The 20,912-nt window shown below is 76.6% G+C and carries 21 protein-coding genes; 5 read left to right on the top strand and 16 right to left on the bottom strand.

Annotation, left to right across the window (positions count from 1 at the left end):
• Window positions 1-12: 12 nt before the first annotated feature.
• The 7 genes from H6H00_RS21005 to H6H00_RS20975 form a co-directional block, all read right to left on the bottom strand.
• Complete coding sequence (locus H6H00_RS21005; RefSeq protein ID WP_185717446.1) at window positions 13-246, bottom strand: MbtH family protein; 234 nt, start codon at window positions 244-246, stop codon at window positions 13-15.
• A 26-nt stretch (window positions 247-272) separates the two neighbouring features.
• The gene (locus H6H00_RS21000) at window positions 273-1,595 is read right to left on the bottom strand and encodes a lysine N(6)-hydroxylase/L-ornithine N(5)-oxygenase family protein (protein WP_185717445.1); all 1,323 of its coding nucleotides are present in this window, start codon (window positions 1,593-1,595) and stop codon (window positions 273-275) included.
• A gap of 119 nt (window positions 1,596-1,714) precedes the next feature.
• Window positions 1,715-2,383, bottom strand: coding sequence for a (2Fe-2S) ferredoxin domain-containing protein (locus H6H00_RS20995; RefSeq protein WP_185717444.1), 669 nt, complete (start codon window positions 2,381-2,383; stop codon window positions 1,715-1,717).
• A complete protein-coding gene (locus H6H00_RS20990) occupies window positions 2,370-3,809 on the bottom strand; it encodes an ABC transporter ATP-binding protein (RefSeq protein ID WP_185717443.1) in 1,440 nt (479 codons plus the stop codon). Before H6H00_RS20990 ends, H6H00_RS20995 begins: the two co-directional genes overlap by 14 nt.
• Window positions 3,806-4,663 carry an ABC transporter permease gene (locus tag H6H00_RS20985; protein ID WP_255425289.1) on the bottom strand — a complete coding sequence of 286 codons (858 nt, stop codon included), beginning with the start codon at window positions 4,661-4,663 and terminating at the stop codon, window positions 3,806-3,808. The genes H6H00_RS20990 and H6H00_RS20985 overlap by 4 nt, the downstream gene beginning before the upstream one ends.
• Complete coding sequence (locus tag H6H00_RS20980) at window positions 4,660-5,595, bottom strand: ABC transporter permease (protein WP_221775613.1); 936 nt, start codon at window positions 5,593-5,595, stop codon at window positions 4,660-4,662. Before H6H00_RS20980 ends, H6H00_RS20985 begins: the two co-directional genes overlap by 4 nt.
• A 1-nt stretch (window position 5,596) precedes the next feature.
• Window positions 5,597-7,156, bottom strand: coding sequence for an ABC transporter substrate-binding protein (locus H6H00_RS20975; RefSeq protein ID WP_185717442.1), 1,560 nt, complete (start codon window positions 7,154-7,156; stop codon window positions 5,597-5,599).
• A 119-nt stretch (window positions 7,157-7,275) separates the two neighbouring features.
• Here H6H00_RS20975 and H6H00_RS20970 point away from each other — a divergent pair, with 119 nt between their 5' ends.
• Genes H6H00_RS20970 through H6H00_RS20960 form a run of 3 tightly spaced genes read left to right on the top strand, consistent with a single transcriptional unit; the run spans window position 7,276 to window position 9,721 of the window.
• Window positions 7,276-8,139, top strand: a complete 864-nt coding sequence (locus tag H6H00_RS20970) for an alpha/beta fold hydrolase (RefSeq protein WP_185717441.1) — start codon at window positions 7,276-7,278, stop codon at window positions 8,137-8,139.
• A 48-nt stretch (window positions 8,140-8,187) separates the two neighbouring features.
• A complete protein-coding gene (locus H6H00_RS20965; protein ID WP_185717440.1) occupies window positions 8,188-8,745 on the top strand; it encodes a hypothetical protein in 558 nt (185 codons plus the stop codon).
• Window positions 8,746-8,749: 4 nt separating this feature from the next.
• Window positions 8,750-9,721 carry a hypothetical protein gene (locus H6H00_RS20960; RefSeq protein WP_185717439.1) on the top strand — a complete coding sequence of 324 codons (972 nt, stop codon included), beginning with the start codon at window positions 8,750-8,752 and terminating at the stop codon, window positions 9,719-9,721.
• Window positions 9,722-9,754: 33 nt separating this feature from the next.
• Here H6H00_RS20960 and arsC read toward each other — a convergent pair whose 3' ends face one another.
• The 3 genes from arsC to H6H00_RS20940 are packed head-to-tail and all read right to left on the bottom strand — an operon-like array spanning window position 9,755 to window position 12,491.
• On the bottom strand, window positions 9,755-10,102 hold the full coding sequence (arsC, locus tag H6H00_RS20955) for an arsenate reductase (glutaredoxin) (protein ID WP_185717438.1): 348 nt from the start codon (window positions 10,100-10,102) through the stop codon (window positions 9,755-9,757).
• Entirely contained in the window at window positions 10,099-11,793 is a 1,695-nt protein-coding gene (locus H6H00_RS33020) for a hypothetical protein (protein WP_425566756.1), read from the bottom strand. Before H6H00_RS33020 ends, arsC begins: the two co-directional genes overlap by 4 nt.
• Window positions 11,790-12,491: a methyltransferase domain-containing protein gene (locus tag H6H00_RS20940; protein WP_255425287.1), complete on the bottom strand. Its 702-nt coding sequence runs from the start codon at window positions 12,489-12,491 to the stop codon at window positions 11,790-11,792. The genes H6H00_RS33020 and H6H00_RS20940 overlap by 4 nt, the downstream gene beginning before the upstream one ends.
• A 25-nt stretch (window positions 12,492-12,516) precedes the next feature.
• Here H6H00_RS20940 and H6H00_RS20935 point away from each other — a divergent pair, with 25 nt between their 5' ends.
• Window positions 12,517-13,389 carry a UbiA family prenyltransferase gene (locus tag H6H00_RS20935; RefSeq protein ID WP_221775612.1) on the top strand — a complete coding sequence of 291 codons (873 nt, stop codon included), beginning with the start codon at window positions 12,517-12,519 and terminating at the stop codon, window positions 13,387-13,389.
• On the opposite strand, the gene H6H00_RS20930 is transcribed toward H6H00_RS20935, so the two are convergent.
• Window positions 13,382-14,503: a geranylgeranyl reductase family protein gene (locus H6H00_RS20930; RefSeq protein WP_221775611.1), complete on the bottom strand. Its 1,122-nt coding sequence runs from the start codon at window positions 14,501-14,503 to the stop codon at window positions 13,382-13,384. The genes H6H00_RS20935 and H6H00_RS20930 overlap by 8 nt on opposite strands.
• A 47-nt stretch (window positions 14,504-14,550) precedes the next feature.
• Between H6H00_RS20930 and H6H00_RS20925 the strand changes: the two genes are divergently transcribed.
• The gene (locus tag H6H00_RS20925; RefSeq protein WP_185717435.1) at window positions 14,551-16,029 is read left to right on the top strand and encodes a bifunctional 3-(3-hydroxy-phenyl)propionate/3-hydroxycinnamic acid hydroxylase; all 1,479 of its coding nucleotides are present in this window, start codon (window positions 14,551-14,553) and stop codon (window positions 16,027-16,029) included.
• A gap of 4 nt (window positions 16,030-16,033) precedes the next feature.
• On the opposite strand, the gene H6H00_RS20920 is transcribed toward H6H00_RS20925, so the two are convergent.
• Genes H6H00_RS20920 through H6H00_RS20900 form a run of 5 tightly spaced genes read right to left on the bottom strand, consistent with a single transcriptional unit; the run spans window position 16,034 to window position 20,359 of the window.
• A complete protein-coding gene (locus tag H6H00_RS20920) occupies window positions 16,034-16,243 on the bottom strand; it encodes a hypothetical protein (RefSeq protein ID WP_185717434.1) in 210 nt (69 codons plus the stop codon).
• On the bottom strand, window positions 16,243-16,650 hold the full coding sequence (locus H6H00_RS20915; protein WP_185717433.1) for a DUF3618 domain-containing protein: 408 nt from the start codon (window positions 16,648-16,650) through the stop codon (window positions 16,243-16,245). The genes H6H00_RS20920 and H6H00_RS20915 overlap by 1 nt, the downstream gene beginning before the upstream one ends.
• Window positions 16,647-17,078 (bottom strand): phage holin family protein, encoded by a 432-nt coding sequence (locus H6H00_RS20910; protein WP_185717432.1) that lies wholly within the window; start codon window positions 17,076-17,078, stop codon window positions 16,647-16,649. The genes H6H00_RS20915 and H6H00_RS20910 overlap by 4 nt, the downstream gene beginning before the upstream one ends.
• 37 nt (window positions 17,079-17,115) lie before the next feature.
• Window positions 17,116-19,134: a hypothetical protein gene (locus tag H6H00_RS20905; protein WP_185717431.1), complete on the bottom strand. Its 2,019-nt coding sequence runs from the start codon at window positions 19,132-19,134 to the stop codon at window positions 17,116-17,118.
• Window positions 19,118-20,359 (bottom strand): ATP-grasp domain-containing protein, encoded by a 1,242-nt coding sequence (locus H6H00_RS20900; RefSeq protein WP_185717430.1) that lies wholly within the window; start codon window positions 20,357-20,359, stop codon window positions 19,118-19,120. The genes H6H00_RS20905 and H6H00_RS20900 overlap by 17 nt, the downstream gene beginning before the upstream one ends.
• Between the last annotated feature and the right edge of the window lie 553 nt (window positions 20,360-20,912).

Genomic DNA, 20,912 nt, shown 5'->3' with positions numbered 1-20,912 from the left:
TGGGGGCGGCGGTCAGTCGCCCGTGCGCTGCTCGTCGGACTCCATCGCGGCGACGAGGCTGCGCGGGCGCAGGTCGGTCCAGTGCGCCTCGATGTGGTCGAGGCACTCCTGGCGCCCGGCCGGGCCCAGCGCGACGGTCCAGCCCTGCGGGACCGCCACGAACACGGGCCACAGCGAGTACTGGCCCTCGTCGTTGACGAGCGCGTGGAAGGTGCCGTCGGGGTCGTCGAACGGGTTGGTGGACATGGGGTGCTCCTCGGTGGTCGGGGCGCTCAGGCGCCGGAGGCGGCGCGCGCGAGGTGGGCGGGCCGGTGGGCGGGCCGGCGGGCCACGACGGACGCGGCGATCTCCCCGCTGCGCACGGCGACGTTGGACAGCAGCGTCGAGGACAGGCCGTGGGTGTGCTCGGTGGCGCCCTGCACGTAGATGCCGGCGCGGAGGTCGTCGTCGGTGGCCACCCGGTAGTCGCGGCCGATGTCGAGGCGGCCCAGGCGGTCGCGGCGGCACCGCGGGGCGACCGCACCCAGCAGGCCCACCGGGTCCGACGGCCGGTAGCCGGTGGCGTAGACGACGAGGTCGGCGGTGAGCACCTCGCGGCTGCGGTCGACCATCGACTCCACCGCGAGCTCGACGCGGTCACCGGTCTCCACCACGTCGGCCACCCGGCTGACGTTGAGGAACCGCAGGCGCTCCCGCCCGCTGACCTTCTCGTGGTAGTGCCGCCGGTAGAGCGCCTGGATCAGGTCGAGGTCGACGACGGAGTAGTTGGTGTTGCCGTGGTAGCCGAGGATGAGGTCCTTGACCTCGTTCGGGGCCCGGAAGAAGTCGTCGACGGCGCTCGGGTCGAACACCCGGTTCGCGAACGAGCTGTCGTCGGCGGGGCTGTAGCCGTAGCGGGCGAACACCGCGCAGACCTCGGCGTCGGCGAACGTGCGGTGCAGGTGGTCGGCCGCCTCGGCGGCGCTCTGCCCGGCCCCGACGACGATCACCCGCCGGACCTCGATGCCCGCGTCGGCCGCCGCGGCGGTGGCGGCGAGGAGGTCGCGGCTGTGCCAGGTGCGCCGGCCCGCGGTGACGCCCTCGGGCAGGTGCGGCACCAGCCCGGTGGCCAGCACGACGTTGCGGGTGCGCAGCCGCCCGCCGTCGGCGGTGCGGACGTCGAGGAGCTCCGGGTCGTCGGGGACGGTGTCGACGCCGACGACCGTCGTGCCGTAGTCGACGCGGTCGGCGAACCCCGACGCGGCCCACTCCAGGTAGTCGTGGAACTCCAGCCGCGTCGGGAACGACGTGCCGTAGTTGATGAAGTCGACGAGCCTGCCCCGGTCGTGCAGGTAGGACAGGAACCCGTAGCGGCTGGTGGGGTTGCGCAGGGTCGCGAGGTCCTTGAGGAACGACACCTGCATCGTCGCGTCCTCGATCAGCATCCCGCGGTGCCAGCCGAACTCCGCCTGCCGCTCGACGAACCGCGCCGCGACGCGGCCCTCCCCGTGCTCGTCCAGGGCGATGGCCAGCGCCAGGTTCGACGGGCCGAACCCGATGCCGACCAGGTCGTGGACGGCGCGGCGGCCTGCATCGGCCGATCTCAGCTGCGGCATGACTGCCCCTTCTCGACGTTCCCCCGACGTACGGGCCATAGGCAACCCTTATCCAAGGATTGCCTAACTACAAGTCTTGACGGAATCCGCCGCGCGTGTGTCGGTACGGCGGCGCCGCCTCAGCTGCGGGGATCCGGGCCCGCCAGCAGGGCGGCCACCGCAGCCGCGTCGACGCCGGTGTGCCAGGTCCCGGCCGGGTGGTCGACCACTAGCGGGCCCAGGTTGCACGGCCCGAGGCAGCCGGTCGGGGTGACGAGGGTGCCGGGGTCGTGGCCGGTGGCCGCGACCAGCGCGCGGTGCGCGGTCCCGGCGTCGTAGGCGGTGCAGCGCGGGCCGCGGCAGACCAGCAGGTGCCGGACCACCCGCGGCAGCACCGACCAGGCCGGGCTGCGGAACGCGCCGGGGCCCGCCCGGACCGGCTCCCCGGCGTCGTCACCGAGCCGGGCGATGGCCCCCGCGAGATCGGGGTGGCCCGCCAGACCGGTGGCGAGGGTCACGTCCACGGCGTGGGCCCGGTCCGCGCGCCAGTGCGCGACGGCCCGCCCGATCCAGGCGGTGAGGTAGCGGTCGTCGGGCACGGCGAGGGCGACGATCCGCACCTGCGCCGCCCCGGCGGCGGCCGCGGCGTCGAGCGCGGCGTGGATCGAGGGCTCGGCCTGGTCGAGGTGCGCGACCCGCACCGGCAGGGCCGTGCGGTCCGCGACCGCGGCGGCCAGCGCCGCGAGCGACCGCCCGTCGACCCCCGACGGGGTGGGGCGGGCGACGAGGAGCAGCTCAGCGTGCGGCACGGTCGCGGGCCTCCCCGTCGACGAGCCGCCCGGCCCGCATGGTGACCACGCGGTCGGCGTAGCTGCGCAGCCGCGCCTGCTCGTGGCTGACGACGAGCAGCGCCGCGCCGTCGTCGGCGATCGTGCGCAGCAGGGCGGCGATCGCGGTGGCAGCGGCGACGTCGAGGCTGGCCGTGGGCTCGTCGGCGACGAGCAGCACGGGCCGGGCGACGAGCGCGCGGGCGAGCGCGACCCGCTGGGCCTGCCCGGTCGACAGGGTGCCGGGGAGCCGGTCGACGTCGACCCCGGCCAGCCCGACCCCGGCCAGCGCCTCGGCCGCGAGGTCGCGCAGCCGGCGCCGGGGGTGGCGCTCGCCGCGGGCCCGGCGCGGTTCGGCCAGCGTGCGCCACAGCGGCCAGCGCCGGTCCAGGCTCGCGACCGGGTCCTGGAACACCGGCATGACGAACCCGGGCCGGTCCCCGGCGAGGCGGACCCGCCCCGCGTCCGGCGCCTCCATCCCGCCCACCAGCCGCGCGAGCGTCGACTTGCCCGACCCGGACCGCCCGATCACGCCGACGACCTCGCCCGCGCGGACGTCGAGGTCCACCCCGTCGACGGCGGTGACCGTCCCGTAGCGGCGCACGACCCCGCGGACGCCCGCGACGACCGGTCCCGGCTCCGGGCCCGCCGCGCGCGGGGCCGGGGCGGACGCGGCCACCAGCACCCGGGTCTCCGGGGCGGCGGGGGCCGTCAGCAGCGTCGCCGGGTCGCCCCGCTCGACGGCCCGCCCCTCGTCGAGCACGAGCACCGAACCGGCGTGCCTGCCCACGAGCGCGAGGTCGTGGCTGATCAGCAGCAGCGCCCCGCAGGAGCGGCGGACCAGGTCGAGGACGTCGTCGGCGAGCTCGGCGTCCAGCGCGCTCGTCGGCTCGTCGGCCAGGGTGAGCAGCGGGCCGTGGGCGGTGGCCGCCACCAGCGTCGCGCGCTGCAGCATCCCGCCCGACCACTGGTGCGGGTGCTGCGCCTGGCGCCGCCCGGCGTCCGGGATGCCGACGCCCTCCAGCGCGGCGGGCACGGCGCCGTCGGGCGGGCGGCGGCGGTGCGCGGCCCAGGCCTGGACGACGTGGTGCCCGACGGTCCGCAGCGGGTCGCACGCCGCGAACGGGTCCTGCGGCACGTACCCGACGACGAGCCCGCGCAGCGCCCGCAGCTGGGCGTCCGGGGCGCCGAGCACCTCGCGGCCGCCCACCCGCACGCTGCCCGACACCTGCGTGCCGGGCGGGAGCAGCCCGAGCACCGCGCGGACCAGGGTGGTCTTGCCGCTGCCCGAGCGTCCGACGACGGCCCAGCGCTCCCCCGCGCCCACGGTGAGGTCGACGCCGTCGAGGGCGACGCGGCCCCCCGGGTACCGCACGGTGAGCCCGGTGACCTGCAGCGGGGCGCTCACCCGGGACGCCCCGGGTCGGTGACGTCGCGCAGCGCGTCGCTGATCAGCGCGGCCGCGGTGACGGTGAGGACCAGCCCCACGCCGGGCCCGACCAGCTGCCACGGGGCGTAGGCGAACGTGGCGCGGCCGGTCGCGAGCATGTTGCCCCACTCCGCGGTCGGCGGCTGCGCCCCGAGCCCGAGGAACGACAGCCCGCCGAGCGCGAGCACGGTCTCCCCCAGCCCGAGCGTCGCCGCCACCGCGACCTGCGACGCCGCCGCGGGCAGCACGTGCCCCAGCGCCACCCGCACCCGCCCGACCCCGGCCATCCGGGCCGCGACGACGTCGGGCCGCCGGTCGCTGCCGCGGGCGACGCTGCGGGCCAGCCGCGCGAGCCCGGCCCAGCTCGTGGCCGACATCGCGAGCACCAGGTTCCCGAAGCCGGGCCCGAGCACCCCGACCACGGCCAGGGTGAGCACCAGCGACGGCAGCCCCAGCAGGACGTCGGTGAGGCGGGTGAGCACGGCGTCGACCCGTCCGCCGACCGACCCCGCGACGGTGCCGACGACGAGCCCGACCACCGACGCGATGGCCATGACCAGCAGGGCCGCGCCCAGCGACGTCCGCGCGCCGGCGAGGCTGCGTGCGAGCAGGTCGCGGCCGGACTGGTCGGTGCCCAGCCAGTGCGCGGCGCTCGGGGCGGCGAGCTGGTCGGCGTAGTCGGGCAGGTCGGGGTCGACGGCCAGGAACGGCCCGACCAGCGCCGCCGCGGCCAGCGCCGCGGCCAGCACCAGCCCCGCGCGCGCGGCCGGGCGGCGCAGCAGCGCGCGCCACACCCCGGCGCGGGCCTCGGGGACGGCCACGACGGCGGTCACCGCGCGTCCCGCCGCAGCCGGGGGTCGATGAGGGCGCACAGCAGGTCGACGACCAGGCTCGTCACCACGTAGACCACGACCGCGACGAGCGTGAACCCGACGACGACCGGCATGTCCCGGGCGTCGATCGCCTCCACGGTGTAGCGGCCGACGCCGGGCCAGGTGAACACGCTCTCGACGACGGGCGCCCCGCCGATCAGCGCCGCGGTGCCCAGCCCGACGACCGTGAGGAACGGCGCCGCCGCGTTCGGCAGCTCGTGCACCCGCAGCCGCCGGCCCGGCGACGCCCCGCGCGCGGCGCTGACCCGCAGGTAGGGCGCCGAGCGGGCCTCCAGCAGGCCGGTGCGCAGCACCCGCGACCAGGTCGCCCCCGACGCCAGCGCGAGCGTCAGCGCGGGCAGGAACACCGTGGCCCAGGTCCCGTCGGCGATCACCCGGCCCAGCCCCGCCCCGACCACGACCACGTCGAGGACGACGACGCCGAGCACGAAGCTCGGCACGACGAGCATCCCGAGCGCCACCACCCGCGAGACGACGTCCGGCCACCGCCCGGGGGCGGCCGCGGCCGCCGCGCCGAGCAGCAGCGCCAGCGCGACGGCCAGTACGAGTGCCGCCCCGGTGAGCCGCAGGGTCGCGGGCAGCCGCGCGGCGAACTCCAGCGCCACCGGCTGCCCGGTCCGCCAGGAGATCCCGAGGTCCCCGGTCACCGCGTCGGCGGCCCACCGGAGGAACCGCAGCGGCAGCGGGTCGTCCAGGCGCAGCTCCGCCCGGACCGCGGCGATCGCGGGCGGGCTCGGCTCGGTCACCCCGCGCGCCTCCAGCACGCGCCGGGCGGGATCGCCCGGGGTCACCGCGAGCATCCCGAACACCAGCGCCCCGGCCCCGGCCAGCGTGACCAGGGCCTGCACCAGCCGGGCCGGTACGGCGCGCACCTCAGGCGGCCGGCGCGGTGCGGGCGTCCACCCAGAGGTTGGAGATCGGCACCTCGTAGCCGCGCCACGCGGGGCCGGCGACCACGGCGGGCAGGCGGATGCCGAGGTAGGCGAGGTAGCCGTCGTCGGCCACGCGCGTCTGGATCCGCCGCAGCAGGTCGTCGCGGGCGGCGGGGTCGAGCTCGACCGCGACCGAGTCGATCAGCGCGTCGAGCTCCGGGTCGGCGATCCCGGTGACGTTGCCCGGACCGCCGCTGCGCAGGTAGGTGTTCAGCGGGGTGACGTAGTCGCCGCCGAAGGAGATGAACCCGTTGCCGCGCACCGCGGCCTGCCACCCCGCGGGCTCCTCGACCGCCGAGGTGATGTCGGGGACCTGCCGGATCTCCACCCCCACCCCGAGCGCCGCGAGCTGCGACTGCACGGCCAGCGCGAGCGTGTCGGAGTCGGGCTGCTGCGGGTAGGTGAGCATCGTGAAGGCCAGCGGCACGCCCTCGCGGGTGCGGGGTCCGTCGCCCTCGCGGACCCAGCCCGCCCGGTCGAGCAGCGCGCCCGCGGCGGCAGTGTCGGTGCGCTGCGTCCGCTCCGCCCAGGGACGCGAGTCGGTGTAGAGCCCGGTGGCCGGCGCGTAGAGGCCGTTCATGACCTGCCCGGCGATCTGGTCGTAGTCGACGGCGGCGTAGACCGCGCGGCGGACCAGCGGGTCGTCGAAGGGGGCCGTGCGCTGGTTGAACTCGAGCACGAACGTCGGGCCGACGGGCTCGCCGGTCACGAAGAACGCGTCGGTGCGGCCGTCGAGGGTCTGCGCCGACGCCGTCGGCGGGTACAGCGCGATGTCGGCCTCCCCGGCCTGCACGGCCTGGATCCGCGCCGAGACCTCCGGCACGAACCGCACGGTGAGGTCGTCGAGCGCGGGGACGCCGTCCCAGTAGCCCTGCCGCGGGGAGAGCTGCATCGACTCCGCGTCGAGGGAGTCGACGACGTAGGGCCCGGTGTAGAGGCCCGCGGCCGGCAGGTCCGCCGCGGGCGCGCCCGACGCGCGGTGGGCCCGGTAGGCGGCCACGTCGTAGACGGGCACCATCGACTCGTCGGCCAGCAGGGCGGGCACGTTCGGCGCGGGGCGCGCGGTGGTCAGCACGGCCTGCAGCGGCCCGGTCGCGGCGGCCGTCGCCCCGGGGAGCCCGGCGGCGAGGTCGGGGTTCTCGGCGAGCTGGAAGGTCAGCAGCGCGGCCAGGGCGGCACCGTCGAGGGGGGCGCCGTTCTGGAAGGTGACGCCGTCGTTCAGGTCGAGCACCCAGGTCAGCGGGCCGGGGTTGGCCAGGCCGGACAGCACCCACGGCGTCGGGTCGCCGTCGCGCTCGGGGTGCATGAGCAGCTCGACGTAGCCGAACTCCGGGCCCCAGAACCCGTTCTCGATCGGGTCGAGGTCGTCGATCGCGAAGCCGGTGGCGATCGTCAGCGTCGGGGGCGCGTCGGCGGTCGCGGGCCCGGGGCCGGTGGTCGCGCAGCCGGCCAGCAGGACCGCGAGCAGCGCGAGGAGCGCCGGCAGGGGACGGGTCGGCACGGCGCCTCCAGACGTCGTCGGATGATCGCGACGACTCTAACAACACATGAACAGTTGTTCAGATGTGACGGTGGTCGCGCGGACCGATGAGTTCCGGCCGCGGCCGCCGTCCTACCGGCATGACGACCCACACGCTCGCGCTGCCCGACGCCGACCTCGCCTACGACGTCCTCGGCCCCCTGCCCCCCGCCGACGGCCGCCCGGTGCTGCTGATGATCGGCCAGCCGATGGACGCCACCGGCTTCCGCGCGCTGACCGCGCAGTTCCCCGACCGCACCTGCGTCACCTACGACCCGCGCGGGATCGGCCGCAGCACGCGCAGGGACGGCCGGGTCGACAACCGCCCCGAGACCCAGGCCGCCGACGTCCACGCGCTGATCGGGGCGCTCGGCGCGGGCCCGGTCGACCTGTTCGGCAGCAGCGGGGGCGCGATCACCGGGCTCGAGCTCGTCGCGACGCACCCCGACGACGTGCGCATCCTGGTGGCGCACGAGCCCCCGCTGATCACCACCCTCCCCGACGCCGCGGCCGCCGCGCGCGCCGAGGCGGGCTGGCGCGAGGCGTACCAGGCCAAGGGGTTCGGGGCCGGCATGGCCGGCTTCATCGCGGGGACGTCGTGGCAGGGCGAGTTCACCGACGAGTTCTTCGCGCAGCCCGCCCCGGACCCGGCCGCGTTCGGGATGCCGACCGAGGACGACGGGAACCGCGACGACCCGCTGCTGTCCGACCGGTCCGCGGCGTTCACCGCCCACCGCCTGCCTGTCGACGCGCTGCTCGCGGCCCCGACGCGGGTCGTGCTGGCCGTGGGCGAGGAGTCGGCGGGCCTGCTCACCGGCCGCACCACGGTGGCCACGGCCGCGCTGCTCGGGCAGGAGGCGACCGTGTTCCCCAGCCACCACGGCGGCTTCATGGGCGGCGAGTTCGGCTACCCGGGGCAGCCCGAGGCGTTCGGGCGGACGCTGCGCGAGGTCCTCGGCGGCTGACGCCGCGCGTCGCCGGGCCCCGACGGGGTGCTCGGCCATGATGGGGACGTGCAGGACGAGGACGGACCCGACTCGCCCGCGCGGCTCGTCGAGGCCGCGCGGCGACGGCGGTTCGAGCTGCTCCGCGCCCACCAGGACCTGCGCGACACCGACCTCACCGACGAGCGCGTCGACGACATCGTCCGGGCCACCGACGAGGTGCTGGCGCTGGAGGACGAGGCCGCCCGGGCCGAGGAGGCCGTCGCGCACGCCGCCAGCACCCGGCTGGTGCTCCGCACGGCGCTCGCCCTCGGCGCCGGGTCGGCGGTGCTGCTCGTCGTCGGTCTGGTGGCGGGGTGGTGGAGCACGTGGGGCGTCGCGCTGCTGGCCGCCGGGATCCTCGCCGCGGTCGTGATCGCGGCCGCGCACCGCTTCGGCCCGCCCGAGGGCCACCGGCAGCGGCGGGGCGGCGCGGTCGCCGTGCTGGTCGCCGGGGTGGGGCTGGCCGCCGTCGCGCCGGAGTGGGCGCCGGGGTGGCTGCGGGCGGCCGTGGCGGCCGTGGCCGTCGTCGCGGTCGCGGGGTTCCTGCTCACCGTGCGCCGCCCGCCGGTCGACGAGGAGGTCTGAGCCCGTGGACGACGACGACCACCAGCACCCCGACCTGCACCACCAGATCGCGCGCCTGGAGAACCGGCTCACCCAGCTCCGCCGCGACGTGGACGCGAAGGCCGACGCCGGGCCCGTCGAGGAGCTGCGCGACGACCTGAGCCGGCACACCGACCACACCGGCCTGCTCGAACGGCGCGTCGACGAGGCCACCGAGGCCGTCGACTCGGTGGAGCGCGAGCTCACCCGGCGCCTCGACGAGACCACCGCGCGGCTCGACCGGCGGCTGCGCTGGCTCGACCGGCACGTCCGCGCGTCCACGGGGGCCCGCACGGCCGACCTCGACGGCGGTGCCGACCTCGTCGTGCTCGCCGCCCGGGCCGAGCGCGGCGCCGACCTGGAGGCGGAGCTGCTGCCCGAGCCGCGGCGCCGGATCCACCAGGCCGACCTCACCGAGCTGCGCCGCTGGCGGGTCGGGCACGGCCGGGCGGTGCAGGCCGTCGTCGCGGCGAGCCTGGCCGTCGCCCGCAGCGAACCCGGCACGCCGACGCGCGCGGGCGCGGTCCGCGAGTTCGCCGCCGCCCGCCTCGACCTCGACGACTACCGCCGCACCGCCGAGCACGTCGCCGACGCGGCCGACCGGTCGGCGGCCGTGCTGGCCGCCGACGACGAGCGCCGGGAGCAGCGGGCCGAGGCGATCGCGGAGGGCCACCGCTCCGCCGACGCCCTGCGCACGGCCCTGCGCGCCCGCCTGGCCGGGATGATCGAGCGCGCGGAGCTGCCGCCGGTGTGGTTCGACGCGGTGCTCGGACCGGGCCCGCCCGCCGAGGCCGGCCCGTGGCTGGAGACCGCCGTCGACCTGCTCGCCCACCGCGTCACCTACGGGATCACCGACGTCGCCGTGGCACTGGGCGACCCACCCGGCCCCGACGCCTCCCCCCGCCGTCGCGATTCCCACCACCGGATCGCGGCGCGCCTGGCGCCCCACCGGTCCTGAGACCGGCCCACGCACGACCCGTGCGCGCGGGCGTCAGGGGCGGTCGAGCAGCTCACGCACCCGCTCCGGCGGGCGGGCCAGTACGGCCCGGTCCCCGTCGATCACGACCGGCCGCTCGATCAGCGCGGGGTGGGCGGCGAGCGCGTCGAGCAGGGTGTCGCGGTCGGCCCCGGCCAGCCCCAGCTCGCGGTACACGGCCTCGCCGGTGCGGACGATCGCGGCGGGATCGTCGGTGCCCAGGCGGCGCAGCACGTCCTCGATCTCGGCCCGCGACGGCGGGGTGTCGAGGTAGCGCACCACCTCGGGCACCACCCCGGCCTCGGCCAGCACCTGCAGGACGCCCCGGCTCTTCGAGCAGCGGGGGTTGTGCCAGACGATCACGCCGCGAGCCTAGGCCCCGCGCCGATCACCCCGCCAGCTCGTGCCGCTCCCCCAGCCACCCGACGATCTCGGCGGCGGCGAGCTCGTTGCCGGTCGGCTCCCCCGGCGCGAGCGCCCCGCCGAAGTGCAGGCCGCGGACCGAGGCCGTCGTCAGGTCGGCGGCGCCGAGCGCGGCGGCCATCCGGCGGGAGTCGGCGGACCTCGCGGAGTCGCTGCCGCTGATCACCGCCGACGCCGCGCGCTCCGTCTACGGGGTGGTGCTCGACGGCGACGGGGTCGACGACGCCGCGACCGCCGCCGAGCGCGACCGGCAGCGCGGGCACCGCCGGGAGCGGTCCGGCTCGCCCGCCCCGTCCGGCCCCCTCGACGTCGCGACGGGTCGCCGTCTCGACGACAACCTCGTCGAGGTGCCGTCGGGCGGCGGCCACGTGGTCGCCTGCCGGCACTGCGGGGAGTCGCTCGGCGAGGCCGGGTCGCTCACGCTGGCGCGCTACGAGGGACCGGCGACGGACGCGGGCCCGCAGATCATCGCGACCGCGTCGGACTACGTCGACGCCCCCGTGGTGTTCCGCCAGTACTGCTGCCCCGGCTGCTGGACCGCGGTCTGGTCCGCCGTCGTCCCGGCCGACCACGTCGACCCCGTGACGGGCCGGTCCCCGGACAGCAGCGCGGCGTAGAGCGTCAGGCCCGGCCCGAAGGCCAGCACGACGGCCGGACGGCCGGGCCGGGGACGGCCCGCGGCCCGCAGCCGCGCCAGGACGAGCAGCACGGTCGCCGAGGAGCAGTTGCCGTGCTCGGCGAGCACCGCGCGAGTCGGCGAGCGCGTCGCCGGGCAGGGCGAGCTCCTGCTCCACGACGTCGAGGATGCGCGGGCCGCCGGGGTGCACCGCCCACGCGTCGACGTCGCCGACGGCGAGGCCGTGCCGGGCGAGCAGCCCGGTCACCATCGGGCCGACGTGCCGGGCCAGCACCGCGGGCACCTCCGGGGAGAGCCCCATCCGGAAGCCCTGGTCGGTGACCTCCCACGTCATGTGGTCGGCCGTGCCCGGGTCGGTGAGCGCGGCGACGTCGACGATCGCCGTCCCCGCCCCGGCGCCGGGCTCCACCACGAGCGCCGCCGCGGCGTCGCCGAACAGCGCGTGCGAGACGACCTGGCCCATGTCCCCGGTCGGCGGCTGGACGTGCAGCGACGTCAGCTCCAGGCACAGCAGCACCGCCGGGCGCCCGCGCGCCACCACGTAGTCGCTCACCGCGCCGAGCCCGGGCAGCGCCGCATAGCAGCCCATGTGGCCGACGACGAGCCGCTGGACGTCGGCGGCCATGCCGAGGTCGGCCGCCACCCGGATGTCGACGCCCGGCGTGGCGTAGCCGGTGCAGGAGACGACCGCGAACAACCCGACGTCCTCGGCCGCGATCCCGGCGTCGGCGAGCGCGGCGGCCACGGCCTCCTTGCCCAGCGGCAGGGCGTCGGTGGCGTAGCGCCGCATCCGCCGCCCGGTGCTCCACGCGGACGCGTCCTCCACCAGCGGGTTCACCGCCACGTGCCGCCGCGTCACCCCGGCCCCGTGGAACACCCGCTCACGCGCCCGCCCGCCCCCGGAGTGCGCGGCGTAGAAGCCGTCCCACATCTCGTCCTGCCCGAAGCCCTCGCCGGGCACGGCCGACCCGGTGCCGGTGATCCGCGCGGTCACCGGCGCCGCCCCGCGCCCTGGAACAGCACCGCGGTGGTCGGGACCCGGACCATCCGCACGCGGGGCCACGACCGCACGGCGTCGACCAGCGACGGCCGGACGCCCCAGATCTGCAGGTCGACGCCGTGCCGGGCGCACTCGCGCACCAGCTCGGACCGGTCGACGAACAGCGCCGGGTCGTGGATGCCCGGCGGCGGCCCCCCGGGCAGGCGCTCGGCCAGCGTCACGGCCACGACGCGGGCCAGCGCGGTCGCCGCGATCGTGTCGATCACCAGCAGCCCACCGGGGCGCAGCAGCCGGCAGGCCTGCGCGACGACCGCGGGCAGGTCGGTGACGTGCTCCAGGATCTCCCCCGCCGCGACGACGTCGGCGCACCCGTCGGCCAGCGGGACGTGCGCGACGTCGCCCCGGACGGCGGTGACACCGTGCTCGCGGGCCTGCCGCAGCGCCGACGCGGTGAGATCGACGCCGACGTGGTGGTACCCCTTCCCGGCGACGTGCGGGGCGAGCAGGCCGGCGCCGCAGCCGAGGTCGACGAGCACGGCACCGGGGCGGTCGGCCCGCGGCACGAGCGCCGCCCGGGCCTCGGCGAGCCAGTGCAGCATCGCGAAGCCGCCGCGCGGGTCCCACCACTGGGCGGCGAGGTCGTCGTACTGGCCCGGGTCGTTGCGCGGACGGGTCGCGCGGAGGGTGGCCACTCCTCAGGCTGACATGCTGGGTGGCATGCGGCCTGCCGAGTTCGGCCCCGGTCCGGACGGATCGGTCACACGGCGCGTGCTGGCACTGGCCCGGTCCTGCCATCCGGAGCCGACCGTCGCGGTCACCGCACTGGTCACCGCGCTCGCCGTCACCACCGGGCGCGACTCCGTCGGGGTGCTGCTCGTGGCCGCCGCGGTGCTCACCGGGCAGCTCTCGATCGGCTGGCTCAACGACCACCTCGACGCCGGTCGCGACCGGGCCGTCGGCCGCACCGACAAGCCCGCGGCCGCCGGGGTCGTCGACCCGCGGACGGTGGGGGTCGCGGCCCTCGTCGCCGCGGTGCTCTGCGTGCCGCTGTCACTGGCCTCCGGGGTGCTCGCCGGCGGGCTGCACCTGGTCGCCGTCGCCGCCGGGCTGGCCTACGACCTGGGGCTCAAGGCCACGCGGGCGTCGGTCGTGCCGTACGCGGTGTGCTTCGGGCTGCTGCCGGTGTTCGTCGTGCTGGGCTCGGGGGGTGCGCCGCCGTGGTGGCTGCCGGTGGCGGGGGCGCTGCTCGGGTCGGGGGCGCACTTCGCGAACGTCCTGCCCGATCTCGACGACGACCTGGCCACCGGGGTGCGCGGCCTGCCGCACCGCCTCGGCGCGGCGCGCAGCCGGATCGCGGCGGCGGCCCTGCTGCTGGCCGCGTCGGTCGTGCTCGCGGGCGGCGTCTCGGGGTCCGGGGCGGTGCCGGTCGGGGTGCTCGTCGCGGCCCCGGTGGTGGCGGGCGCCGTGCTCGTCGCCGGGTTCCGGGTGGGTCGCCGCCCCGGGTCGCGGGCGCCGTTCCGCGCGGTGCTGGTCGTGGCGCTGATCGACGTCGTGCTGCTCGTCGCGGCGGGACCGGCGCTCGTCACCTGAGCCGGACGTAGTCGGCCACGATCGACGCCAGCACGCGGGCCGAGGCCGTGCCGCGGCCCAGCCCCACCTCGACGACCGCGTCGAACACCCGGCGGTCCCGGCCCGCCGCGACCACGGCGGCGTCGACGAACCGGCCGTGCGGCACCGCGCGGGCGAGCGCCCCGACGTGGCGGTGGTGGCGCCCCAGCGCCCGCCGCAGCGCCGCCCGGTACGCGGCCCCGGCCCCGTCGCCGCGCAGCGCGGCCCGGGCGGCCAGCGCGCCGGAGGCGACCCCGTAGAAGATGCCCTCGCCGGTCACCGGGTTGACCAGCGCCGCGGCGTCGCCGACGAGCAGGACCCGGCCGTCGGGCTGGAAGCGCGGCCCGGTGGAGAGCGGGAGGTGGTGCCCGCGCACGTGCGCCGGGAGCGGCCCGGGGAGCTCCTCGGCGAGGCGGTCCAGCAGCTCCCGCCTGCTCGTGGGCACGGCCGACCCGAACACCCCGTAGCCGACGTTCGCGCCGCCGCCGGGCAGCGGGAACGACCACGCGTACGCGGGTGGGCGGGCCCGGGCGAACGCGATGACCAGCGCGTCGGGGTCGGCGCCGGAGTCGGTGTAGCCGCGCACGGCCAGCGCCGTGGACCGCGCGGGCGCGGGCGGGGCGCCGAGCGCGCGGCGCACCGCGGAGTGCGCGCCGTCGGCCCCGACCACGACGCGCGCGGCGATCTCCCCGTCGAGGACGACCCGGTCCGGCCGCACGTCCAGCCGGCGCACGCGGTGGCGCCGCAGCACCGCGCCGCGGGCCACGGCGGCGTCGACGAGCGCCGCGTCGAGGACGGTCCGCGGGATCACCCGGCTCGGGTCGTCGCACCGGGCGTCCACGGTGCGCCCGCCCGGCGAGCGCACCCGCAGCCCCCACACCGGCGGGCCGAAGGCGGTGAGGTCCGGCCCGCCGAGGGCGTCGACCATGGCCACCACGTGCGGGGCGACGCCGTCGCCGCACACCTTGTCGCGGGGGAAGTCGGCCGCGTCGAGCAGCAGGACGTGCGCGTCCGGGCGCAGCTGCAGCAGTCGCAGCGCGGTGGCCGCACCCGCGGGCCCGGCCCCGACCACGGCGACGTCCGCCACGTCTCCCATCCCCGCATCATCACGCGCCGGGCGCGATCCCGCGCGAGACTGGGACCGTGCCGGGCGTCGTGGTGGTCGGGGCGGGCCCCACCGGGCTCGCCGTCGCGGGGCTGCTCGGGCGGCTCGGTGTGCCGGTCACCGTGCTCGACCGGCACACCGAGCCCTACGCCCGGCCGCGGGCCGTGCACCTGGACGGGGCGGCCGTGCGGGTCCTGCAGCACCTCGGCGTGCACGAGGAGTTCGCGGCGATCAGCCGCCCGGCCACCGGGCTGCGCCTGCTCGACGCGGCGCACCGCCCGTTCGCGGTGTTCCGCCGCGACACCGCCCCCGGCGTCCACGGCCATCCCGAGGCCAACCTGTTCGACCAGCCCGACCTCGAGGCCGTGCTGCGCGCGGCGGTGCGGCGGGCGGGCGTCCCGGTGCGCGGCGGCGTCGAGGTCACCGGGGTGTCCGACGACGGCGACGGGCCGCACGTCGTCCTCGCGGGCGGTGAGCGGGTCCCGGCCGCCGCGGTGCTCGGTTGTGACGGGGCCGGCAGCACCGTCGCGGCCGCGATCGGGTCCGGGACGCGGGTGCTGGGGTTCGCCCAGCGCTGGCTCGTCGTCGACCTGCGCAGCCCGGCCGGGATCGCGGGCTGGGGCGGCGTCGACCAGGTCTGCGACCCGCGCCGGGCCGCCACCGCCCTGCACCTCACCGGCGACCGGTACCGGGTGGAGCTCCGGATGCACGACGGCGAGACCGCGGACGGCCTCGACCTGCCGGCCCTGCTCGCCCCGTGGGCGTCGCCCGGGTCGTACACCGTCGTGCGGCGGGCCGAGTACGTCTTCCGCGCGCAGCTCGCCCGGCGCTGGCGGCGCGGTCGCGTGCTGCTCCTCGGCGACGCCGCGCACCTCATGCCGCCGTTCATCGGGCAGGGCCTGGGCACCGGCCTCGGGGACGCCCACAACCTCGCCTGGAAGCTCGCCGCCGTCCTCGACGGGCGGGCGGGCGAGGACCTGCTCGACACCTACGAGGCCGAACGGGCACCGCACGTCGTCGCGGTGACCCGCGCGGCCGTGCGGGTCGGGCGGGCCATGACCGGCGGCAACGGGTTGTTCGCCGCCCTGCGCCGGCCCGTCGTCGCCGGGCTGCTGCGGCTGCCCGGCGCGGAGGCGCGGGCCCTGGCCGGGATCCGGACGCGGTACCCGCCGAGCGCGTGGGTGGACCGCCGCGTCCGGCGCGGGGACCTGCCCGGGACCGTCTGCCCGCAGCCCGCCGTGCGCGGAAGCGGCGGCCGGGGCGGGGATCTCCGCTCACGAGTCCTGCTGGACGAGCTGCTCGGGCCGGGCTGGGCCCTGCTGGCCGCCGGCCCCACCGACGCCGGCCCGACCGACGCCGGCCCGATCGACGCCGCGCTGGGACGCCGGGCCGGCGCGCTCGGCGCCCGTGCCGTCGTCGTCGACGACCCCGTGCTGCGCGGCTGGCTCGCGCGCGGCCGGGCCGGCGCCGTCCTGCTGCGCCCGGACCGCGTCGTCGCCGCGGTGTCCCGGACCTGACGGGTCAGCCCCCGCCGCCACCGATCTCGTCGCCCGCGCCGCCCTCGCCGGGGGCCTGTTCGTCGCCCTGGTCGCCGCCGTTGCCGACGCCGTCCCCCTGCTCGCCGGCGGGCGGCACGCCGGGCCCGCTCTCGCACGCCCCGGCCCCGGTGAGCAGCAGGGCGGCCGCGGCGAGGCCCGCGGCCGCCGTCCGTCGCACCCTCGACGCACCCATCAGGCGTTCCGTCGGCGCAGGCGGTTCACCACCAGCACGGCGAGGACGGCGGCGACGGCCGCGGCGGCGACGGATCCGGGACGTTCGCGCACGACCCGCCCGACCTGCGGGGCGTTCTCGTCGAGCGCCGTCTGCGCGCGCTCGAGCCCGGCCTTCGCCTGGGCCGTGACCTCCTCGCCGCGGGCCTTCACCCGGGACGGGACGTCGACGCGGTGGGCGAGCTCGGAGACGGTGTCGCCGAGCTCGGCACGCAGGTCCTCGATCGCGGCCCGCTTGTCCTCGGGGGTCCGCGCGTCGACGACGGGGCGGTCCGGATCCACCGGCGCCGCCGGGGTCTCGGCCACCAGGTCGGCCACGGTCCGGGTGTCGTCGGAGCCGACGTTCTCGGCCCGGTGCGCGCCGGTCATCGCCGCACCGCCGCCTTCACGGTGTCGACGTCGCGGCCGACGGAGTCGACGGCCGCCTCCGGCACCGGCGGGACCGCCCGGCGGATCTGCGAGCGGCCGAGCAGCGCGAGCACGCCCGCCACCACGAACATCACCACGGCGACGATCAGCGCGGCCAGCCACACGTCGAGGACGAGGGAGAGCCCGGCGACGGCGGCCGCCACCAGCGCGCCGACCCCGTAGAGCGCGACGACCCCGCCGGCACCGGCCAGGCCCGCGCCGACGCCCGCGCGCTTGCCCTTCTCGGCCAGCTCGGTGCGGGCCAGTTCCAGCTCGCCGCGCACCAGGTCGGTGACCTGGCTGGACAGGCGGGTCACCAGCTCGCCGGTGGACAGATCGCCGGGGTCCACGGCGGCGTGCCGCGAGGCGGACGTTGTTTCGGTGCTCATGACGGGGACGTACCCGCTCCCCCGCCGGTCACACCTCTCACCCCCGTTCGGGTGCCGCCTGCAGGTCGCCCGCGGGCAGCCGGTCGGCCCCCCAACTGCGCTCGATGTAGCCGACGACACGGGCCAGGTCGGCCGCCGGGACCCGCTCCGGGTCGCCCCGCTCGAACGGGTCGTAGTGGTAGATGTAGAGCCGCGACGCGAACTGCTCGAACGGCAGCGAGCCCTCGCCGAACCGCTCGCCGTTGCCCGCGGTGCCGACCACGACGCCGTCGCCCCAGTCCTGGCCGCTGTCGTTGTTGGGGTTGTAGAAGTAGACCCGCATCTCGTCCTGCGGGTCGAAGTTCACCCGCAGGATCGTGATCGCATGCCAGCCGATGTAGCGCGCCGCGCTGTCGGTGACGGCGACGCCGGCGGGCTGCGGGTGGATCAGCGGCTGGTAGCCGTTGTAGTCGGGGTGGTAGCTGGCGTAGAAGTGCCGCAGGAACTCGTCGAGGTCGATCAGCTTGCCGGTCTCGACGTCGACGTTGATCCGGAACCCGCGCCCGGACCACCAGCCGTGGAACTCGGGGTTGACCCAGCGGTGGGGGTCGCCGGGGCGGTCGGCGCAGCGCCGGCCCATCTCGGCGTAGACGCGGTCCAGGTGCGGCACGACGAGCAGCGACACGGGATCGAGGTCGGTCGGCAGCGTCGTCGCCACCCCGCCCCCGCTCTCCCGCGACGAGATCGACTGGCCCTCGAAGTGCATGATCAGCTCGTCGTCGCGGGCCGCCCAGACCAGCACCTGCAGCAGGTAGTCGGGGTCGTTGTAGGCCCACATCGACAGCGCGCGGGCCGACTGGCAGGTCGGGTTGTCGCCCTGGCCGACGCCCAGCGGCAGCCCGAGCATCGACAGGACCCCGGCGAGCAGGCGCGCGCGGGGCGCCGGCGTCGGCCCGAACGCGAGGGTGAGCCGCTCCTGCGCGTACGGCGACAGGACCAGGCCGAGCTGGCGCCACAGCGCGGGCTCGACGGCGGGCTGGTAGAGGATGCCGCGGTCGAGCAGCAGCGCCAGGCCGTAGATGCACTGCGCGGTCTGCGGGTGCACCGCGACGTCGATCAGGCGGTGCACCAGCTTGTGGAAGCGCAGCATGCAGTCGCGGCCGGTGCCGGACAGGCCGAGCGCCTCCGCGAGGAGGTAGTCGCCCTCCTCGAGCAGGAACCGCAGCAGCTCCGCGTGGTAGGGCGACACCAGTCCGGTGTCGTGCATGGCCCGCGCGAACCCGGTGGCCTCGTACTGCAGGCCCGCGGCGTCCATCGCCTCCAGGCGCGAGCGGTAGACCTCGGTGCCGGGGTCCTCCCGGCACGCGTCGGTGGTGCCGAACAGGCTCGTGATCAGCCGGTCGAGGCCCTGCCCGGTGGACCCCAGGTCGACGGACGGGTCGCTGCGGTAGACCGCGATCTGCGTGATCATGTCGCGCACCTGGTCGACCTGGATCGGCCGCTGGCGCAGGATCCGCCAGATCTCCTCGACGAGGTGGTCGAGGATGCTCTCGTAGCCGACGGTCTCGCCGAGGTACCGGAACAGGTCGCGGATGAGCTGCGCGGTGCGGCCCTGCGTGGTGCGCTCCGCCTCGCTCGGCGGGGTGAACAGCAGCTCGATGTTCATGGCCAGCACCTGCGAGAGGAACTGGTGCGCGTCCTGCGCGGAGATCGACGGGTGCTCGTAGGACCCGGTGGCGACGGCGAGCATGCGCAGCTCGCTCGCCGCCTCCATCAGGACGGTGTCGGCCTCGGTGCTGTGCAGCGACCCCCCGACGAGCGCGGGGATGAGGATCTCCGGGGAGTCCCAGTCGGTGCCCCGGAACAGCCCGGCCCCCTCCAGCGCGGCGGCGCGGGCCTGGACCTCCGCGCACCCGCCGGGCAGCAGCAGGACCCGCCGCAGCGCGTCGAGCACGTGGCGCAGCTTGAGGTGCTTGCCGAAGTCGCGCGCCCCCGCCATGGCCCGCACGGCGTCGTCGAGCGACGCCAGCCGCTTGGCCAGCGCCGCCGGGACGTCGGTACTAGACGTAGAAGTCAAGTTCTTCCTGTCTCGCCAGCAGATCGCGCATCTGGTACGGGTCGTCGCCGAAGAAGTAGACCAGACCCCAGTGGGTCCCGAACGCGGTGCGCTTGGTGACCGTCTCCTCCAGGGGCGCCGTGAGCTCGTGGGACTCGAAGTACTCGTGGCCCTCGGTCTCCTCCGGCATCGCCAGCTCGCTGACGACCCGGCGCCGCGGGTACACCCCGAAGCAGCCGGCGTAGCCACGGGCGTCGACGACCTCCTGCGGGAAGAACGCCTCGATCTCCTCCTCGGTGGTCTTCGGGTCGAACGCGAGCACGAGCGCCTGGTAGGCGTTGAAGCCGTACGCCCGCTCGAGCAGCTCGAAGACCTTGAAGCCCGGCGGCCGGTAGGCGACCTCGCCGAAGTACATCTCGCCGTCGCTGGTGACGAAGTACTCGGGGTGGATGAACCCGAAGTCGATCTCGAAGGCCTTGATCAGCTTCTCGATCTCCTGCGTGATGCGGGCCCGGTACTTCTCCAGTTCCGGGGTGGCCGGCACGAACACCGAATAGCCGAGGCGGACGTACTCGGAGATGTTCAGGAACCGGATCTTCCCCTTGTAGATCCACGCCTCGACCGCGAACTCCCAGCCGTCCAGGTGCGATTCCATGAGGACCGGGAACTCCTCCTCCGGAATGGTGTCGACCTCGTCCGGAGTGCGGATCACCCGGTGCCCGAGGCACCCCGCCTTGTCGAACGCCTTGAGGTGGATCGGGTCGTTCGGGTCACCGTCGAGCTTGAGCAGCGTCTGGTTGACCCGCTTGAGGAACCGGATCACGTCGGCCTTGTCGTGGGCCTCCTCGAAGATCCCCACCCGGATGCCCCCGAGCTGCGCGCGACGCTTCATCAGCGCCTTGTCCCGGAGCAGCATCGCCTGGCCGAACAGCCGCGGGTTGCCCATCAGGACGGAGTTGATCGCCCCCGCCCACTCGACGGTCTCCTCGTAGAGCGGGATCGCGACGTCGACGCCGGCGCTCTGCAGGGTCTCGGCGATCTCCATGGAGCGGTCGTTGAGCCGCTCGAAGTTCCACGGGATGTAGGGGATGTCGTGCTCGGTGCAGTACTCCTCGGCCCAGTCCGGGGCCACCACGACGTAGCGGCGGTCGAACCGGTCGAGGGCCTCGACGGCGTTCAGGCTCCATCCCAGAATGGCGACGTAACCCTTGTCCGGATTCCGCGTGACCGGCTCGGACGACGACATGGCAATTCCTCTCCGAATAGCTCTGACCAGAAGGATCAAGCTCTACCGGCACCCTACCCCGGCGTCCCGGCTCGGACAGGATGGAGTCCGGAGCAGCGCGTTGACCTGCTACGAGTCGGTACATCCGGGATCGGACCGCACTGTGATCGGCGTCATTCCCGCATTGTCGTGGACAGATGTCCGCCATTTCTGCGGGGTTGTCGGGGCGAATCCGTTGGCGCCCGGGGCGTCGGGCCGGGCGCCCGCGCGGAACCCCGTCGCGGGCCGTGGCGACTCGGGTGCGAGGGGTCGAGGGTGCCGACGCGGGTATCCCCTGCGGGTCTCGGCCGGCGGTGGGGCGAGCGCGGACCGGCGCGGCGAGCTGGCGGCGCGTCTCGTCGCCGGTCGACGGGATCGGGCGTGGGGGCTGGGCGGTACCCCCTGTCCGCCCGCGCGGGAGGCGCCGGAGGGCGGTGCGCGGGGCGGCACTGCGGGGCGCGGCACCCGGGACCACGCTTGCGCGACCTCCGGGTGTCGACGCGCGATTGCGACGCGGGCACCACGGCACGGGCGC

This window comes from Pseudonocardia petroleophila (genome assembly GCF_014235185.1).
GTDB classification, from domain to species: Bacteria; Actinomycetota; Actinomycetes; order Mycobacteriales; family Pseudonocardiaceae; genus Pseudonocardia; species Pseudonocardia petroleophila.
Note: the sequence above shows the minus strand (reverse complement) of the source record. Positions and strands in the feature narration are given on the sequence as shown.

Excerpts from the sequence above, each read along its gene's own strand:
- H6H00_RS21005 (WP_185717446.1), bottom strand. The coding sequence starts at position 246 with ATGTCCACCAACCCGTTCGACGACCCCGACGGCACCTTCCACGCGCTC.
- H6H00_RS21000 (WP_185717445.1), bottom strand. The coding sequence starts at position 1,595 with ATGCCGCAGCTGAGATCGGCCGATGCAGGCCGCCGCGCCGTCCACGAC.
- H6H00_RS20910 (WP_185717432.1), bottom strand. The coding sequence starts at position 17,078 with ATGAGCACCGAAACAACGTCCGCCTCGCGGCACGCCGCCGTGGACCCC.
- H6H00_RS20970 (WP_185717441.1), top strand. The coding sequence starts at position 7,276 with ATGACGACCCACACGCTCGCGCTGCCCGACGCCGACCTCGCCTACGAC.
- H6H00_RS20920 (WP_185717434.1), bottom strand. The coding sequence starts at position 16,243 with ATGGGTGCGTCGAGGGTGCGACGGACGGCGGCCGCGGGCCTCGCCGCG.
- H6H00_RS20915 (WP_185717433.1), bottom strand. The coding sequence starts at position 16,650 with ATGACCGGCGCGCACCGGGCCGAGAACGTCGGCTCCGACGACACCCGG.
- H6H00_RS20935 (WP_221775612.1), top strand. The coding sequence starts at position 12,517 with ATGCGGCCTGCCGAGTTCGGCCCCGGTCCGGACGGATCGGTCACACGG.
- H6H00_RS20900 (WP_185717430.1), bottom strand. The coding sequence starts at position 20,359 with ATGTCGTCGTCCGAGCCGGTCACGCGGAATCCGGACAAGGGTTACGTC.
- H6H00_RS20930 (WP_221775611.1), bottom strand. The coding sequence starts at position 14,503 with ATGGGAGACGTGGCGGACGTCGCCGTGGTCGGGGCCGGGCCCGCGGGT.